This is a genomic window from Mesorhizobium shonense (assembly GCF_040545255.1).
Lineage (GTDB): Bacteria > Pseudomonadota > Alphaproteobacteria > Rhizobiales > Rhizobiaceae > Mesorhizobium > Mesorhizobium shonense.
In genome coordinates this window covers 177,991-194,494 of record NZ_JBEPLM010000007.1, presented here as the reverse complement: position 1 = coordinate 194,494, position 16,504 = coordinate 177,991, and the positions used below count along the sequence as shown (strand labels likewise).

Sequence of the window (16,504 nt, the reverse complement as noted above, 5' to 3'; positions counted from 1 at the left end):
CATGTCCATGAGTGCTGCCCCATCGCGCCTTGTTGCCGCCAGCCGCAGGCGGGAGAAGGGCTATGCTCACTTTACCGAAGCAGCTTTTTCGATTCTTCTGCTCGGGCTACCCATTTGGTGGGCCTTGGGCATCGGCTTCCTGATGCCGATGTTACTCGCCCTCATCTTGTTGATCATGCGCCCTTCGGCAAACCTGCATTTCACTTTGGGGGACTGTCTGCTCGCCTTCATCATCGTTGCGCTCACCGGATCCGCATTCGTCAATGGCCTCATCATCGCGCAGGAACCGCTGAGATTCGCCGCGGCCATCTATAACGTGGCAATCTGGGCGAGCGCCCTCATCATCGTCCAGCAGTTTCGCGCGCTCCTCCAAGATGCCGGCGATGGGCGCCGCCGCATTCTTCATCGTGCCTTCTGGAGCTTTGTAGTTCTCATCCCCCTGACCTGGGGCGCCTTCGTGTTCGCCTATGCAGTCAGGCGATTCGACTTGCAATTCCCAAGTCTCTTTGGCGCCATCGCCGGTAACAGGATTCCAGATTCGGCTGCTCTCATCCGCCAGTCCACAACAATCACCCTCACTATTGCCGACTGGGGCTTGCACGGAACTCCGACGCCACGCATCGGCATCTATGGCCCCTATCCAAACGCCACTGCCATCATCATCGCCATCCTCGGTGTCCTGGCGCTTCTGCACCTGCATAACCGTGGAGGCCGGCGAGCCCTGCTCGCGCCATTGCTTGAGGGCCTCATCACGGCAACACTCGCCATTTCGTTAAGCCGTTCAGTTCTTGCAGGCTGGTTGGCGGGGCTCGCGGTGGCGGGAATAGCTTTCGGTTCGCCATTTCGACGCTTGGCAAGCATTGCGGCGGTTGCCGCGGTCCTTCTCCTGTCGCTAGTCGCGGACTTATCGTCGCTCACGACTTACCGGCAATACAGCACCGACAGCCGCACTGACAACTACGTCCGAGCCGTCGTCGAAACGCTCGACAACAACCCCGTCTTCGGCCTCGGCATCAAGCCGCGCGAAGAAATCAGCCATATCGCGGTGGGTTCGCACTCGACTTTCATCTCCGCCTTTACAAAGGGAGGCGTTCTCGGTCTGTCGCTGGTGGCGGCCTACCTACTGGTTCTTCCGGCCATACGCTGGCTCGGTCTCGCAGCGGCCGCCAAGAGGCTGCCAGTCGTTGCCAGAACGCAGCTCCGGCTGTTGTTGACGCTTCAGATCACTTTGTGGGCGTGGCTCGCGTTCGAGGATATTGACGCACCCGCGATCGCCTCCATACTGATTTTCCTCTTCATTGCCTACAGCGAGTTTCTCGCAGCCAGCTTGCAACCCGCCCGGAGGGTGGCGCTGCAGTCCCCGATTCGGCAGAGTCTCCGGTCATGACCTTCCTCCCGTCGGCGTGGCTGGAGAGCTCCGATGCTAGCGCCGCTTCGCGCCGCAAGCTGAGTGGGCGCATCCTGCGGGTACTCTTCGTGCGCAGCGCCGGCGTTGCTGCCCTGTTCGCGCTCGAAATCGTTTTGGCCCGGTCACTTGGCGCAGCGGATTACGGCGCGTTCAATGTCGCCTTGGCGATCGCCACAGTCGCAGCGCGGCTTGCTCCGATGGGCTGGCTCAACGCTTCGACGCGGCTGCTGAGCGCTTACACCAACGCACAACAGTTCGGTCTCATCAAGGGGGTGCTGCTGCAGGCTTATGCGACGACTATCGCCGGGCTCGCCGTATTCCTCGGAGCGCTGGGCTTCGCACGCTTCATGTGGCCAGGAACCCCGGACAACATAGTTCCGGCCTATATGGCATTACTTGCCACAGCAGTGACACTGCTTGAACTGCATCGTTACTTATTGCGCGGCTTCCACGCGGGCGACCTCGGTGAGGCTTTGCCTACCCTGATGCTGCCAGTGGGCGTCATTGGCTTGGTGTTGGCACTGGGGCTCCACGATCCAGGCCGTGCGGTGGTCTATTACGGCGCCATCTGCGTTCCGCTCCTTGCGATTTCAGCGGTTGCAGTCGCGAAGTTTACGCCGCCCGCCACCTGGAAGACAGCAGCTGAATGGCGTGTGGGCGAATGGGCTTTTGCGGCCGCCGCCATGCTGGTCGGCAGTCTTAGTGACGAGCTCGTATCACGCACCGCCGTGCTGATCTTGGGCTTTACCGGCGACAACCATGGTGCGGGACTTTATCAAGCCGCGTCGCGGCTCGCGCTGATGAACGTCTTCATGCTGCGGATCATTACGCCGGTTGCCGCGCCGTGGATTAGCGTGATGTTCAACGATGGCCGCCTCGAGGAACTGAGGACGTCATATCTGCGCCTTTGTCTGTTGTCGCTCGCTGGTGCACTGCCGCTTGCCGTAGCGTTCTGGGCGGTGCCAACTCTTGTGCTCGGCTGGTTCGGCAACGAGTTTGTTGGAGCGGCCGCTATCCTCCGTCTCCTTGGCCTCGGCTATCTGATCTCTGCCGCCGCAGGCCCTTGCGCCACGGCACTGATGATGGTTGACAAGGAGCGGACCTACAGCAAGCTGGCGCTGGGCTTCGCGGCATTCAATTTCGTAGCAACCTTCATCCTTTCGGCACTTTACGGTGCCGATGGCGCCGCCGTTGCGACCGCAGCTACGCTAATCGCTGCCAACATCACCTATTTCATATGTTTCTGGCGAACGATCAAACCTTGAGCACTTGGTAGCCGTCCCATACGGCGCCGTCCTCAATTGATCGTGAAGGGAAACACCAGCAAGCCGGAATTGGTGGAGCCGCGCATTGCAATCGCTGTTGACGATCAGCCGGTGTACGCCAGAGGCAGCGCCCACTCCCGCAGGAACTCTTGCTCGGCCAAAGCTTCCCGCAGCCTCTACAATCGTGACGCCAGCAATCCCGTTGTGGAAATCAGCATCGGGCAGGACGATCGAATGGGTCACCGGAAGGTCGCCGGCTTCTCCATGGTCCACCATTGCAACCTCCGGCGAATAAAGCGTCGTAACAAGGGAGTCCGGCACCGGCTGGCGCAGGCTCGCTTCGCAATAGCCTGCACCTGTGTACGATCCTTTGGCGCGCAGATAAGGCATGCGGGTGACGTCATCCTGCGGTTTTCCATTATTGATGTAAGTCTAGAAATTGAGAGCGGAAATCATGCGGTTGCCATCCGGCTCGTCCACATAAGCGCGATAGCGGATTTCCTAGAGGCCGGAATTCCCCGAACCAGCTCAACGGCACCCGCCAGCGCAGCCAAGCCTGGCAGGTGCCCGTTGGGCAGGTCATGCCCGCGAGGCTCGTATCTTTCACGCGAGTTATTTCGCTGACAGGTGTCTTTGTCACCAACACTGCGGCGGCAGGGTTGCCTGGATTGTCGTGCAAGACTAAGCGCACTGCTTCGTGCTTATTATTGTCAGCTGATGCCAAAAATGCGGCTATTTCCGACCGGGCGAAAGCGTGTCGCGCACGTCATTCACTTCGCGGACTGAGAGGTTCGGCGCGATCACTTTGTTAGCATTGCCCGGCTGGTGTTCCCGCAGCACGTCGCGTTGGAGGGGTGTCAGAGTTCCTGTGATCGAGGCAAGATTGGCGCGCGTGTGCCGGACCAGGCCGCAAGCCGAGTAGAAATTCCGCGGGGCGCTGTCCCAACAAGCGGAGCCACAGCTTGCATCAAGACTTGCAACGATTGGGTAGACGGAACGAACCCGCACATCCCAACCCGGAAAGCGCGATCAATGATCTCAATATCGTCGACATCGGCTACCAGCACGAATGGCACCCGCTCTGGAGCTCCATTGAGCGCTGAAACCTCTTCTTCCAAGCCTTCCGGGTTGTCACCCGTCTCGTGATAGCAATACACCAACAGGGAGGGCGCAAGCCGCCGCCAATCCTGCTGCAACAACTCATGCACAGTTGAAAAATGTTCGATCCTGCGGTTGGTCTTGATGGTCCTAATCGCCGAAACGAGACAGTCGCGGGCGAGCGCACGGCGATCAATGATGATGATTCCTTGTTTCCTCGCCTTGCCTCCGAACGTCGCGCCGTCATCCGCACCCTTGTTCGGCGGATTGTCCACTGGCGATAACACAAATGTGCGTGCGGTAGAACGGAACTGCTTCGGTCGTCATGGTCAGACTCCAAACAACTTCCGAATCACTCAATCGTATGCACGATTGGGGGACGGGCCGCGGACCGGCTCAGTAGGCGGAATCTGATTCGAACACCTCACGGACGGTATGAAGGAAGATCAGGCAATCGACTGGCAAACTGGCGTTCTCGATATACTCCAAATCAATGTCCACACGCCGCTGCATGTCCTGTATTCGCGGGGTGCCCCCGCGCGCGCCGCTGATTTGCGCAAGCCCAGTCAAGCCTGGGCGAACTTCAAATCGCCGCACATAATGTGGGATGCGCGTCATGTAGAATCGGTCATGCTCAACGGCATGTGGCCGCGGGCCGATGAGTGACATCTCACCACGCACCACGTTGAAGAGCTGTGGAAGCTCATCGAGGCTCGTCGCCCGGAGGAGCCGGCCCAATGGGGTGACTCGTGCATCCTCCCGGATCGCTTGCTCGACCGTTCCCGCCCGTTCCTCCGCCCAATACATCGTACGGAACTTGAGGAGCATAAATGGCTTCATGCCTATTCCGCTCCGTCGTTGCCGGAAAAGGATTGGTCCAGGAGATGTTATTGAAACACCGACGGCTATGAGCCCTATCACCGGGATCAGGGCAACCAACAAGAGTACAGCTACCAACGTATCCAGCGATCGTCTGAACCGGCTGTTCAGATAACTGCGGGATAGATCGCTAATAACCAGACCAGTAGAATGCTCTAACAAATCCATGTCGACCCCTACGAACGACATGGCTTCATTGCAATAAGAACAACACTCCAGACCAAACACACCGTCTGGTGATTATCACTGCGCCGTAGGCATCCTTTTTACTCAGCATCGCCGAGATAACTAGCGCATCTCATACACCACCGTGCGTCCAGATCGCAACTGCGCCTTCGGAAAGATTTACTGCAAATAACTTTACAAAATTTGGATTAAAGAGTCTAGCGAAATTACCTCTCGCAACGCAAAGGGGATTCCGCCAGAGGAGGGAATCTGACTCAAAGGAAGGGTGATTGAGCCGCCTGACCTGCAGTCTCTCGATAGCGCCGCAAAAGATGCGCCGATCCTTGCGTTCATCGATCGGATCAACGCGCTGGATTGGGGTTAGAAGAAAATTCTGCGCTAAGACCGAACCGAGCGTGAACTTTCATCCCTGACGCGCAGTGGGCAAATGCACCCGCACTGATTGAACGAGGCGAGGGGCAGGCCGGACTGCCATGTGGATCATCCACTAGGCTGTAATACTTAGAAGCTTCTAAAGTTACCTAAGAAATTGATATATAAGCAAAAGATGGTGTGGCTGGGGAACTTGGATTCAATCGGTTGTGGGGTTGTCAACAATTGGCGTACCCGATCGATCTAAAAGATGCTCCTCACGATCCAGAACAGCATCCAGGCCTGGGTGACCCAAGAGATGATGCGGGAGAATATCTGGCCGCTGTATTCGCCGCCGACCGAATCCTTCTGTTCGTCCGAGAAGCGGGAAAGCAGATCCTTCCCGTCGAATATCATGCGCATGAGCAGATTATTCTGCGCCCGAAGCTCGGCGGAATCGTTGCCCGTGCGAAGCCTCAGGAAGATGGTGAACAGCCCGAAGATCACGAACATCTCGAACGGTGTGGCGGCCACCCAATGAAATGCAATCAGAAACAGGGCGGAGTAGATCGCCTCGATGACGAACTTGCGGATGAGCATTGAGACGTACATCGGCGACTATTCGATCTATTCCTTGAGCTTCGCAATGAAGCCCTCATACATGCGAAGATTCTCCTCTTGGCGTTCGACAAGGGCCGCATTGCTACCCTCCTCGATTCGCTTTCCAGAACCGATAGAAAAGCCGGATGCTTTCAACCAAGCGACATTCTCCTTGATGAACTCGATTGTCTTTTGATGACGCTCGATGGGTTGTTCTGGTGTCATATGAAACTCCTCAGGCAGGGTCGCCGCTCAAGACAATGGTGTTGGTATAGGCCATGCTTGGCCACCTTTCACACCCCCACCCCTTTTCGTCCAAATGCCTGAAGTCAGAAAGGCCTGCACCCACCAAAGCCCCGTTACACCCACAATCAGAGCCCATTAGAGGTATGGTGCGAATCACAAAATGTAAAAAGTATCGGATGTCCCTCGCGGAAAAGGCTGTGGCGCAGCGATTTCAGCGCGGCCCGACCTCCTATATGCTTAGCGTAAAAGCGCGGGGGAAAGGGTGTGTCCCGAGAGCGTGACGTGCGTATGTGGCGCGAGGCCGGGAAACTTGCGGTCTCTGGCGACTATGAAGGATGGCTTGCCATCGAATGGGAGCTTCGTAGCAGAGGATTCCCACGCGCCAAGCTGCTGTTTGATAACGACCGGGTCCGCAAAAAATTGGATGATATCTGTAAGAGGGCAAAGGAACAACGCGCCGATACCAACCGGACCTAAAGGCCAGAAGCGCCCCGCCGACGTCATCGGCCACATCAATGCCGAGCACCGGAGGGCCGCAACTACCTCGCCGGCCAGCAGCGCGACGCCGGTTACAACTTCTTCCTCCCGCTCAGGTGGCTGAAGGATCTTTTGTGACTTGTGCCCGGTTACCGCGAGCAAGATACCGGTCCGGACAATTCAGATTCGAGAAGTGTTCCGCGCAGGGTTTAGTGGTGTCTCCAGTTTGAAATTGGATCGCCGCGCGAGCGCTGATAACTTGGCTAACGCGAGAAAGATGAGATGCAAGCCAATGCGTCTCCGCACGGTCAATTTTACGAACTGGGTAACTCCGTCAACGATCTCGTCAATCTTCTCAATCTTACTGGGGAAGAATTTCAATCCATGTATCGGCCACGAGTCGTGGGCGATACTTTCTTCCGCCGCCTATTTTCGCGATCTCGGCGCGCCGCTCCGCGTCATGCTGTGCGGCGGATTTTTTCCCACCTTCGAACCACGCTGTGTTTGGCGTCACCCACGTTGTTAAGGATGACCCCTCGCGCACGCCTCAACCGCAAAGTGGCGGAAAGGTTCATTCAATTCCTAATTAGGCTCGCTTTTTATAAGGGCCGCGCACGGTCGGCTTTTCGGCTTCCTTGGCTTCGATCAGGGCCACGATGTCGGCGATCAAACCGACCCGCTACCCACAGCCCAGCGAAATGAAGCCCGGATATCGCAGATATTCACAGTGGGTCGTGCGTTCCGACAATCCCCAAAAGGTCGGCCAACTGGTGTCTGAATTGCCTGACGGCACGGGCGGCCATGGCAATCTCTTGCCGTTTGATGCTTTTTCGCTGCGCAATGACCGCAGCCATCAGATAAAGGGCCTTCTGTTCGGCCTCGAATGCGTTGGACGCCCCACGGCAGACCAGTCGCCGCCACGTCCAGCGCTCGGCAATCCGTGCTGCCAATAGAGCTGCGCGCATTGTGAGGGCGCGCGGTGCCCAGACGCTTCCGCGTTCCGACCGTCGCCTCAGATTGTCACGGATGACCAGCAGACGATGATGTCGGTTGATTAGGCGGATCATCGGTAAGGCGAGCCCAAACCTGGACAAGTTAGAAATCTCATCGCCTTCGTCTGAGATAACATTGCTGGTGGCGTGGTTTCCAGTCAACGCCCGCAGGACCTTCTGCGCGCCAGACTTTCGATATCTCGGATACGTATTTCTAAGCGGAAATTCCAAGATGGCACTCCAAGCACTGCGACTCGGCCTTGTGATGGCGAACCAATGCAGTAGTCCGCACGTCCGCTGCATGTTATCAGGCCGTCAGATAGCGCAGAATTGCATCACATTTTGCCTGGTTTGCCCGAAAATACAAATGAAGCATTTGCGAAGTTTATTTAATACCAATTACATATATTACAAAGCTGCGCCAGACGAGGGTATTGCCCGCAGGCGATCCTGTAGCTCATGCCGCAGCGCTCAAGCTGGCAGGAGGTCGGCTGGCGGCCGCGCCAATTTGACAAGGTCCGATAGCGGTGAGCGACCGCAAGCTAGACCATGTGTTGAACGCGCCTTCAAGCTGCTGCCCAGGCATCTGTGCGCGTCGCATGACGTCTCCGGTGGATCGAAAATCACCGGCCTTATTGGCGCTCTAGAGAAATTGTAAGCTTCATGCTACAAATCAACGTGGTTTGTAGGACGAAGGCTTCAAAAAATGCCAACACCCCATACTCCTCCAGCCGCGGTCAAGCGGGCGCTGCGCAAGCTAGGAGCCGATATCCACGACGCCCGCCGGCGGCGCCGGCTGCCGATGGCTGTGGTGGCCGAGCGTGCTTTCACCTCGCGCTCGACCTTGCAACGGGTCGAAGCCGGCGACACCAATGTAAGCATCGGCATCTATGCAGGCGTCCTGCAAGCGCTCGGCCTGCTCGATGGCCTGAGCCAGCTAGCCGACATCGGCAACGACGAGGTTGGCCAGGCGTTGGCCGCAGCCCAGTTGCCCAAACACGCTCACCTAAAGCGACCAGCGCGGACGCTCCGCGATGGCTGACTTCGAAGTCCATGTTGACCTTGATGGCCGCACGCGCGCGGTCGGCCTGGCGAGGGCCAATCGCGGGCGCGGCGCGGAGACGATCCTGGCGGAACGCGAAGGACGTCCTGTTCGCACACTTATGGAAAGCGATTACCTTCTCGGCGTCGCGGATGAGACGCGGCTTGGCGCTTTCCGCTTCCGGTGGGTAGGCGAAGACGTCTACCAGGCACCGACCCGTGACAGGGTCCCTACCCTAATCGAACTCGGCCGACTTCTGCAAATTACCGAGCGGATCCTCCGGGACGAAGAGACGGACGAAGACCTCCGACTGATCTTCGCGCCCGGCTCTTCCCTTGGGGGGCGAGACCGAAGGCGTCGGTCATCGACCAACATGGCAACCTGGCTATTGCCAAGTTTCCTAAGGAGACCGACGACTACAGCATAGAAGTGTGGGAGGAAATAGCGTTCCGTCTGGCCGGACAAGCCGGCATCGCCACGCCGAAGCACGAGCTGATCAAGGTCGCAGGCAAGCCGGTCATGCTGTCAAGACGTTTCGACCGCGACGGCGGAGTCCGTATTCCGTTCCTGTCCGCAATGGCGATGATGGGCGTAAAGGACGGTGAGCACGGCAGCTATCCAGAAATGGTCGATGCCCTTGCCCAACATGGTGCCCAGGGAAAAAGCGATGCCCATGCCCTCTACCGCCGCGTCGTCTTCAACGTGCTGGTTTCCAATGTCGACGACCACCTGCGCAACCACGGCTTCCTTTGGCTGGGAAAGACCGGATGGTCGCTTTCGCCTGCTTACGATCTCAATCCAGTTCCGACCGACCTCAAGCCACGAGTCCTGACGACCAATATCGATGTGGTCGACGGTACCTGTTCGCTCGATCTGTTGGAGGCGGCGTCGGAGTTCTTTGCGCTCACGCTGGATAAGGCGCGAACGATCATCAAGGAAGTCGCGACGGTGACCGCAACGTGGCGCGATACCGCCAAGGCGGTGGGCGCCCGCTCCGCCGAGATTAACCGCATGGCCAGCGCCTTCGAGCATGGTGATCTCACACGGGCGCTGGCACTCTAAACCATGCCCGCCATGGTGAGTGCCCGACCCCGACCAGCTGGTGATCGAATCCAGACCACGGTGCCCAAACAAACCCGCCGAGTTTGAGGTATCCGTTACGAGGCGGCCGCGGAGCCGGGGAGCTGGCCTTGTCCGCCCGCCAGTTCGTGGAAGACCGTGCACCAGAAGCGGTAGTCGCCATTGCGTCCGTCGAAATGTGCCGTCAAGGCGCAATGTGCGGCGGCGGTAGCGGCATGCGAGCCGTAAACCGCGCGCGCGGCGTTGGCCGCCGTTACTGGATCGGCGATGGCCCAAAAACTGGCTTTGCCGTCATCCGACGTGCACACGTTCAGTGGGTTGGACTTGATTTCGGCCATGACAACAGCTCCCGCGGGATGGTCCAGCGAGGGCGGCGTTGTGCTGCCGGCCGGACGTTGAAACCCACGTGCAGTGAGCCACGATCAAGGCGCGATGCGCCCAGACTTGCGTCGTGTCGTCCCTGGCTAGCATGCGCCCGCGACGGTCAGTCACGGAATATTGCGAGGCCAGATTATTGCAAAGCGGCATGCTGGAAGCAACCAGCGGACCGCGGGTAATGCAGGACTTGCCTGAAGCGCTGTTGAAGTCGGTGCGGGAAAATCACCTGGAAGGATGCCGCCTTCATCCGGCGGTTTGGGGCCGGGTCGCGCTAGATCGCCTATTTGCGCTTTGCATTGCCATTTCGAACTGTCGAGAGCTTCGCCGGGTCGGCTTCCCGGATTATCCTGAGAGCTTCATCTCTGGTCATGCCGACCTTGCGGGCATAGTAGTCAGCCTCTCGCGTCCGTTCGCGATCCAATGGGGGTTCAATCGCCTGCTTGGCCTTTGCCTTCTTTCCCATCGGCCGAAATCATAGCACATCGCAGGCCGCTCAACGACCCATCAGGTCTGAAGGTGGTGGGGCAGTTTGAAATCCGACCCGATCACAATATACGGTTTCGCCCACGCGCCGTCTGGAAGCGCATGGCATCTTCAAGCCATGACCGACAAGTATCCAAAGGGCGATTGTATATTTGACAAACCCAGACGTTAGCCCCGGACCTCGGTCCGACCCTAATTGACTCGAAGCTGACTTTTTTTGGGTGTATCGTCTTCCAATATCGATGAGGGAGGGAGGCCGGTATGTTATCCCATGGAATGGCGGATTCCGCCCAGCTCGACATTCTCACAAAAGCTTTGAACGACTACTGTGCAAAACATCCCGCCGAGTGCCAGGATGAGCGCGACCGGGAACAGATCGCCATCATGGTGATGAGCCTTTTCAGGCGAGGCATTGAAGACGCCGAGCAGCTATCAACAGAGCTTGAGCGCGTAGCGAACGGGAAGCTGGCCCGGCATTAGGAAAACTCATAAGTCGGGTGAACCTTTTGCGCCACTCCGCACTTATTAGCCCATGCCTCGATTCTACTTCGATCTCTCCCATAGCGGGGAGGTTTACCACGATGCCGGCGGAACCAACCTTCCAACCCCACTGGCGGCGCAGGATCGCGCCATCGAAATCGTGCGCAGGTTCGTGGCCGCGCCGACGACCCGCGGAGAGACCCGCGATATAGTCTGCACAGTCCGCGATATCGGCGGACACGAGGTTATGAAGGTCACATCTGTGTCCGGCATTCCGGTTATCATCGACCCAGGACTTTCAAACTGACCCACTACCGGCCCTGAATGCCCGGGCCGCTTATTCTGGTGCCAAAAGCTGTTGTTCCAGAAGTTTGGCCTTGTCGCGCCCACATGGCGAAGACGATCGTCTGCCTCTGTTGCTCGACCCGACGATACGACTATGCGCCAATCTATCGACCCCCACATCAAGGTCACCGATCCCAAGTACTCTCGCCGAAAATCGAATATGCCTCTAACTGCGCAGTGCCTGGCCTTTCCGGGTTCTGCCGAGAGACAAAGTTCTCACCGCAAAACAACTGTTCCAGCGCTCCTTCCTTGTGCCTGTAGGCGAACTCTGAGAGCTTGTTGAGGAAGGATGGTTTTTCTCGTTTGCGGTTTGCCGATCCAGTCGTCGCGCAGGAGCCAGAAAGGGTGATCTTCACGCCATTCTTCCGTCGGCCGGGTCTGCCTTCCAAAGCCACGCCGCCAAGTTCATGAAGCCACTCGTCGCGATCTACACGCAAGACCCGCAGTTCTATCTGATGCTCGGCCATATATTGGAGGTGGACGGGTTCTCGGTGTCGCTGGCGGCAAGCGTGGAGGAAACGTTCGACCTCGCCGCGGAGAAGTCGATCCGCGCCCTCGTGCTCGACTGCAGGCCAGGAAACCTGCTGGTGGAGGAGGCAGCGCGCTTCAAGCAAGACCCGCGCACCAGCACGCTCGCCTGCATCGCCTTGGTGCCGCCTGGCGCAGGCCAGCACCATATTGCGCTCCTGAAGTCCGGCATCGATGAATGCCTTGCCACACCATTCGCGCCAGCAAGGCTGATAGACTACTTACACTCGAGCCTTGCGATTAACCGTTCACCGGGATCCGTCAAAGCCAAATCTCTCGCCTACGGCGACGTCGAAATGAATATCGACACATACCGGGTTCGCTGCGGTGGCAGGCAAGTGTCGTTGGGTCCGATCGAGTTCAAGTTGCTGCGGCACATGCTTGAACATCCCGAAAAGGTGATCGGCCGGAATGAGTTGATCGCGGCAGGCTGGCCTTCAAAGGACAACGTCAGCGCGCGGACCGTCGATGTTCACATAAGTCAATTGCGAAAGCTGCTGCACCAGAACTGTGCAAGCGCCTTTATCCTCACCGTCAGGCTGGCCGGTTATGCGCTGCGCAAAAGGCGGGGCGAGCATCCAGGGCGGCGGCTGGCCGGCGGCAGATGATCCGTTTTCAAGGTTTGTTTGTTGTGCGTTAAGACGACGCAACGTTATTTTATGATTATGAGCTTTTGAGTCAGCGGGCATATAAATGGTTACTGGAAAGAAAACTTTCTTCTTGGAGAATTTGCAAATTAATAGTTGATGATGACCCTTATGGCCTGCAGAAATACCATCAATGATGGGTGTATTTTGCGGGGGCCGCCAGATGTCGAAGCTCATTGGATACGCCGAGGCCATCGGGCATCACGGCGAATTGGTACAGGGCCTGTTTGAGGACACAGGCGTGCATTTCCGACGCGCCCTGGTTTCCTTGCCCTGCCGTCATCTTAAGACGCGGGCCTCGTTCAGAGCGCAGGTCGATCAACCCGTCACCGTGTCCCAGCCTCATTGTCAAAAGGCGCTTCGGGCGGCGCAAATGACCCTGGGCGCCTTCGGTCCGGAAGGCCTGGGCGGTGTCCTCTCGGTCGACAGCAATATCCCGATTGGCAGAGGGATGGGATCCTCGACCGCCGACGTGCTGGCGAGCATCCTGGCGGTGATGGATTGCTTGCGGATCGAAGCATCATCCGAACAAGTCATGCGCATTGCGGTTGGCGCCGAAATCGCTTGCGATTCCACCTTGTTCAGGCAGCAGGCGGTGTTGTTTGCGCATCGCGAAGGGTTGGTCATGGAGGCTTTCCGCAAGCCCTTGCCGGCCTTCGATATCATCAGCGTGGACACCATGCCCGAAGCGACCGTCAACACGCTCGAGTTCGAGCCAGCGCGCTACGACGCGGCCGAGGTCGAGGCATTTCGACCCCTGCGCAGCCTGCTGCGGACCGCCGTCAATGAGGCAGACCCCCACCTGCTCGGCAAGGTCGCGACGGCAAGCGCACATCTAAACGAAAGGTTCTTGCCAAAACCGCGATTGGACGAGATCGAAGCCATTGGCGCCCGCTTCGGTGCCGTCGGCATCCAGGTCGCTCACAGCGGCACTGTCGTCGGGCTGCTGTTCGACAAGCACGATGCCGATGCCCCGCGCAACATCGAGCAGGCGGCAGACATGCTGAAGCGATCGGCGTTCGAGCCGACTATTTTTCACAGCTGATTGGCGGAGGGGTCGTCATGTCGAAGCGTGAGCTTATGCGCAAGCTGGAAGATTTCGAGAACCCCCGCATCGTCCCGCTCGATGGTGCCATGTACGGTGCAAGCTTCTTCCTGATGAAGCTTCTGCCGGCGCGCTTCATGTTGGAAAATGCCGCCGAGCGCGGTGATTTGAAACCTGGCGCAACCATCTGCGAATCCTCCTCCGGCACCTTTGGACTGGCGCTGGCCATGCTTGCGCTCCAGCATAGGCATAGGCTGGTTCTTGTCAGCGACTGGGCTCTCGACCGCCATCTGCATCGTCGTCTGAACGAGCTCGGCGCGCAGGTTACGATCGTCGACACGCCTGCCGTCTCGGGTGGTCTGCAACGAGCTCGGCTCGACCGGGTTCACGGCTATTTGCGGGAGCATCCGGGCAGCTACTGGCCCTGCCAATACGACAATGCCGACAATCCGCTTTCCTACGGCAAGGTCGCAGCACTCCTGATAGACCGCGTCGGCAGGATCGACTGTCTGGTCGGCCCTGTAGGCTCCGGCGGATCGATGTGCGGCACGTCGAGATATCTTCGCCCGCTCTTTCCCCACCTCTATACAATCGGCGTCGATACCCCGAACAGCGTCCTGTTCGGACAACCGAGCGGCAGGCTCAATCTCAGCGGTCTTGGCGGGAACATCCTGCCGAGGAATGTCGATCACAGTCAGTTCAACGAAATTCATTGGCTGACTCCGGCAGAGACCTATGCCGCCACGCACGACCTTCATCGCAGCCATGGTCTGTTCATGGGACCGACCAGCGGCGCGGCCTTCAGGGTCGGCCAGTGGTGGGCAAGGCGCAACCCCGGAAAGACCGTCGTCACACTGTTTCCCGACGAGGGCCATCGATATGTCGAGACCGTCTACGATCCGCAATGGCTTCAATCCGCCACAAGCCGACCAGGCCGGGTCCGCGAGGATCCTGTAACCGTCGCGACGCCGAACGATCCGATGCGCGGCTGGTCACGGTTCGGGTGGGAGCGCCGATCGCTCGGGCAAGTACTGGGAGATACAGGACAAACGCCGGCCTAGCCGGGCTAGCGGGCGCCAATAGCGCAGCCGCAACAACCTTTGCGACGGCCTAACACCACACCGGTGAAGCGCTGATTCAGACTGCGGCATTGCCGCGAATAATCGCAACAGACGAGGACGGCCGTGGTGTCTTTAACCGGCAAGGCCGGGCAAGGGTCTATGCAGCGCCTGGGCTACCTGCCCCTTTATTCCATGCTGTTTGCGATGCAGTGCGCGCGCAGCATGTTCATCGTTCTCATTTCCTGGTTCACATTGGAGATTACCGGAAACGTCACGTCGGTCGGCAAGGTACTGATCTGCTGGCAATTGCTCGCATTCACCGTTGGCCCTTTCCTTGGACCACATCTCGATCGCCTCCCGCGACGTCATCTGTTTGTCTTTGGCGAAACGCTGCACGCCGTCGGCGTTCTGCTGCTGTCGCTGGTCGCGGTCTGCCTTTCACCAATCGACATTCCCATAGCTGCGCTCTACGTCTGCGCCTGCCTGATATCGCTGGGTTCGCTTCTCTCCTATCCATGCAGTCAGGCCCTGCTGCAGCGGACGGGCAAGGACATGCTGGCCCGGGCCGTCGCCTTCAGCCTCCTTTGCATCCAGCTAGGCAACATTGTCGGCGCGGCGCTTGCGGGGCTCTGTCTTCCGCTCACAGGGGTCGGCGGCGGACTGACAATCTGCGCCGTCTGGTCCTTTGTGGCGGTTGCGTCCACCTGGCTTCTCAAGCTCGACAACGATCGCTGCGTGCGGATGCCACGCGCCAACCATGGCCTGCTTTTGCTGGCAGGCGTGGTCTCTACGGTCGGCAATCCCAGACTGAGAGCGTCTTTATGCGCGCTGATGCTCGCCTATGCGTCGGCCCACGCCTCCAACGCACTGCTTGCCGGTTTCGCTCGCGACGATTTGAAACTCACGGGCGAGCTCTACGGCTGGATCGCCGCGATGTACTCGGGCGGCGGCCTGCTGGGCAGCGCTGTTCTTGCAAGGTTCATCGACAAGCTCGATGCGAGCGTTTTCATGACGGTCGGTTCCGTTCTGGTCTCACTCGCCACTGCACTCCTGTCCACCGCCCACACCTTTGCCGAGGCCATGCTGTGGCAAGGTCTGATCGGCCTGTCGTTCATGATGATCCGCGTCGCCGGCGACGTGGCGGTGTTGAAAGCCGTGCCTAACCGCATGGTTGGACGTGTTCGCAGCAATATCGAGGCAGGGATCGGTTTGGCCGCGATCGCCGTCTACCTCATCGCGAGCTTCAGCAATTTGGGAGCAAGGCACACATTCCTCGGCCTTTCCGGTCTGTTTGCTTGTGCTGCCATCGCGGTCGTTTCGCTGGAGCGCGGTCAGTTGAGAGCCGCAGCAACGTCTACGCCGCGCCAGCCGCGGCGTTGAGCAAACTCATCTAGGAGAGTCCCGTGCACGTGGAGCTACAAGACGTGGCGGTTTCGGACAGGGAGATCGTCAGGAGAGTCTGGCTTCCCGAGGACCAGGAGCAGTATGCCGGTTCGATCGATGCGGTGTTCGATGATCTTGCAAAGAGCGGTCATCCTGCCAACCAGCACCCTTTCGCCGTCGTTTCCTGCGGCGTGACCGTCGGCTTCTTCGTCCTGCGGGAAAGAGAAAGCGTGCCAGACTGGTCACCACCAGATGTCATGACACTGCACAGCTTCAGAATCTCGCTGGCCTGCCAGGGAAAAGGCCTCGGCCGCGCTGCAGTCGGTTTGGCAATCTCCTGGATCGGCAAGAACCGTCCTCTCGTCAGACGCATGATGCTCGCCGTCAATGCACGTAATGTCCAGGCTAGAACAGCCTATTTGCGCTACGGTTTTGTCGACACCGGCATGCGCGTTGCCGGTCCGATCGGGGATCAGCACGTCCTTTCCATCGATGTTTCGGGTCGTGGCGCCTGAATTCGCTTTTCCTCC

At 58.6% G+C, this 16,504-nt stretch carries 20 protein-coding genes and 1 pseudogene; 12 read left to right on the top strand and 9 right to left on the bottom strand.

What is annotated here, in order from left to right; translation table 11 throughout:
• Position 1 precedes the first annotated feature (1 nt).
• Both ABID26_RS19620 and ABID26_RS19615 read left to right on the top strand, forming a co-directional pair.
• Positions 2 to 1,387: an O-antigen ligase family protein gene (locus ABID26_RS19620; protein WP_292374241.1), complete on the top strand. Its 1,386-nt coding sequence runs from the start codon at positions 2 to 4 to the stop codon at positions 1,385 to 1,387.
• Complete coding sequence (locus ABID26_RS19615; protein WP_292374239.1) at positions 1,384 to 2,673, top strand: lipopolysaccharide biosynthesis protein; 1,290 nt, start codon at positions 1,384 to 1,386, stop codon at positions 2,671 to 2,673. The genes ABID26_RS19620 and ABID26_RS19615 overlap by 4 nt, the downstream gene beginning before the upstream one ends.
• On the opposite strand, the gene ABID26_RS19610 is transcribed toward ABID26_RS19615, so the two are convergent.
• From ABID26_RS19610 to ABID26_RS19580, 7 genes are all read right to left on the bottom strand, one after another.
• Positions 2,617 to 3,063 carry a hypothetical protein gene (locus tag ABID26_RS19610; RefSeq protein ID WP_292368097.1) on the bottom strand — a complete coding sequence of 149 codons (447 nt, stop codon included), beginning with the start codon at positions 3,061 to 3,063 and terminating at the stop codon, positions 2,617 to 2,619. The genes ABID26_RS19615 and ABID26_RS19610 overlap by 57 nt on opposite strands.
• A 467-nt stretch (positions 3,064 to 3,530) precedes the next feature.
• Positions 3,531 to 4,046 (bottom strand): hypothetical protein, encoded by a 516-nt coding sequence (locus ABID26_RS19605; protein ID WP_292374235.1) that lies wholly within the window; start codon positions 4,044 to 4,046, stop codon positions 3,531 to 3,533.
• A 121-nt stretch (positions 4,047 to 4,167) separates the two neighbouring features.
• Positions 4,168 to 4,818: a sugar transferase gene (locus tag ABID26_RS19600; protein ID WP_292368093.1), complete on the bottom strand. Its 651-nt coding sequence runs from the start codon at positions 4,816 to 4,818 to the stop codon at positions 4,168 to 4,170.
• A gap of 633 nt (positions 4,819 to 5,451) precedes the next feature.
• Positions 5,452 to 5,799: a hypothetical protein gene (locus ABID26_RS19595; protein WP_292368091.1), complete on the bottom strand. Its 348-nt coding sequence runs from the start codon at positions 5,797 to 5,799 to the stop codon at positions 5,452 to 5,454.
• Positions 5,800 to 5,814: 15 nt separating this feature from the next.
• Positions 5,815 to 6,012, bottom strand: a complete 198-nt coding sequence (locus ABID26_RS19590; RefSeq protein WP_292374233.1) for a hypothetical protein — start codon at positions 6,010 to 6,012, stop codon at positions 5,815 to 5,817.
• A gap of 258 nt (positions 6,013 to 6,270) precedes the next feature.
• Positions 6,271 to 6,672: a hypothetical protein gene (locus ABID26_RS19585; protein ID WP_292368087.1), complete on the bottom strand. Its 402-nt coding sequence runs from the start codon at positions 6,670 to 6,672 to the stop codon at positions 6,271 to 6,273.
• Positions 6,673 to 7,232: 560 nt separating this feature from the next.
• Positions 7,233 to 7,733 carry a hypothetical protein gene (locus tag ABID26_RS19580; RefSeq protein WP_292340674.1) on the bottom strand — a complete coding sequence of 167 codons (501 nt, stop codon included), beginning with the start codon at positions 7,731 to 7,733 and terminating at the stop codon, positions 7,233 to 7,235.
• Positions 7,734 to 8,208: 475 nt separating this feature from the next.
• On the opposite strand from ABID26_RS19580, the gene ABID26_RS19575 reads away from it, so the two are divergent.
• Positions 8,209 to 8,544 carry a helix-turn-helix domain-containing protein gene (locus tag ABID26_RS19575; RefSeq protein ID WP_292374231.1) on the top strand — a complete coding sequence of 112 codons (336 nt, stop codon included), beginning with the start codon at positions 8,209 to 8,211 and terminating at the stop codon, positions 8,542 to 8,544.
• Positions 8,537 to 9,606: pseudogene (locus tag ABID26_RS19570) on the top strand (type II toxin-antitoxin system HipA family toxin). Before ABID26_RS19575 ends, ABID26_RS19570 begins: the two are co-directional and overlap by 8 nt.
• 95 nt (positions 9,607 to 9,701) lie before the next feature.
• On the opposite strand, the gene ABID26_RS19565 reads toward ABID26_RS19570, so the two are convergent.
• Positions 9,702 to 9,962, bottom strand: coding sequence for a hypothetical protein (locus tag ABID26_RS19565; RefSeq protein ID WP_292374229.1), 261 nt, complete (start codon positions 9,960 to 9,962; stop codon positions 9,702 to 9,704).
• Positions 9,963 to 10,150: 188 nt separating this feature from the next.
• Here ABID26_RS19565 and ABID26_RS19560 point away from each other — a divergent pair, with 188 nt between their 5' ends.
• The 3 genes from ABID26_RS19560 to ABID26_RS37070 all read left to right on the top strand — a co-directional run bounded on the left by ABID26_RS19560 (position 10,151) and on the right by ABID26_RS37070 (position 11,272).
• Positions 10,151 to 10,480: a hypothetical protein gene (locus ABID26_RS19560; protein ID WP_354416056.1), complete on the top strand. Its 330-nt coding sequence runs from the start codon at positions 10,151 to 10,153 to the stop codon at positions 10,478 to 10,480.
• A gap of 266 nt (positions 10,481 to 10,746) precedes the next feature.
• Positions 10,747 to 10,965, top strand: a complete 219-nt coding sequence (locus ABID26_RS19555) for a hypothetical protein (protein ID WP_292340679.1) — start codon at positions 10,747 to 10,749, stop codon at positions 10,963 to 10,965.
• Positions 10,966 to 11,017: 52 nt separating this feature from the next.
• Positions 11,018 to 11,272: a DUF6894 family protein gene (locus ABID26_RS37070; RefSeq protein WP_435528587.1), complete on the top strand. Its 255-nt coding sequence runs from the start codon at positions 11,018 to 11,020 to the stop codon at positions 11,270 to 11,272.
• A 163-nt stretch (positions 11,273 to 11,435) separates the two neighbouring features.
• Here ABID26_RS37070 and ABID26_RS19550 read toward each other — a convergent pair whose 3' ends face one another.
• On the bottom strand, positions 11,436 to 11,666 hold the full coding sequence (locus ABID26_RS19550) for a hypothetical protein (RefSeq protein WP_292374225.1): 231 nt from the start codon (positions 11,664 to 11,666) through the stop codon (positions 11,436 to 11,438).
• 51 nt (positions 11,667 to 11,717) lie between these two features.
• On the opposite strand from ABID26_RS19550, the gene ABID26_RS19545 reads away from it, so the two are divergent.
• From ABID26_RS19545 to ABID26_RS19525, 5 genes are all read left to right on the top strand, one after another.
• Entirely contained in the window at positions 11,718 to 12,446 is a 729-nt protein-coding gene (locus ABID26_RS19545; protein ID WP_292374224.1) for a winged helix-turn-helix domain-containing protein, read from the top strand.
• Positions 12,447 to 12,648: 202 nt separating this feature from the next.
• Positions 12,649 to 13,530 carry a GHMP family kinase ATP-binding protein gene (locus tag ABID26_RS19540; protein WP_292374222.1) on the top strand — a complete coding sequence of 294 codons (882 nt, stop codon included), beginning with the start codon at positions 12,649 to 12,651 and terminating at the stop codon, positions 13,528 to 13,530.
• 17 nt (positions 13,531 to 13,547) lie between these two features.
• A complete protein-coding gene (locus ABID26_RS19535) occupies positions 13,548 to 14,591 on the top strand; it encodes a cysteine synthase family protein (RefSeq protein ID WP_354416055.1) in 1,044 nt (347 codons plus the stop codon).
• 159 nt (positions 14,592 to 14,750) lie between these two features.
• Positions 14,751 to 15,971, top strand: a complete 1,221-nt coding sequence (locus tag ABID26_RS19530) for an MFS transporter (RefSeq protein ID WP_292374217.1) — start codon at positions 14,751 to 14,753, stop codon at positions 15,969 to 15,971.
• Between the two features lie 23 nt (positions 15,972 to 15,994).
• Positions 15,995 to 16,489, top strand: coding sequence for a GNAT family N-acetyltransferase (locus ABID26_RS19525; RefSeq protein WP_354416054.1), 495 nt, complete (start codon positions 15,995 to 15,997; stop codon positions 16,487 to 16,489).
• Positions 16,490 to 16,504 lie beyond the last annotated feature (15 nt).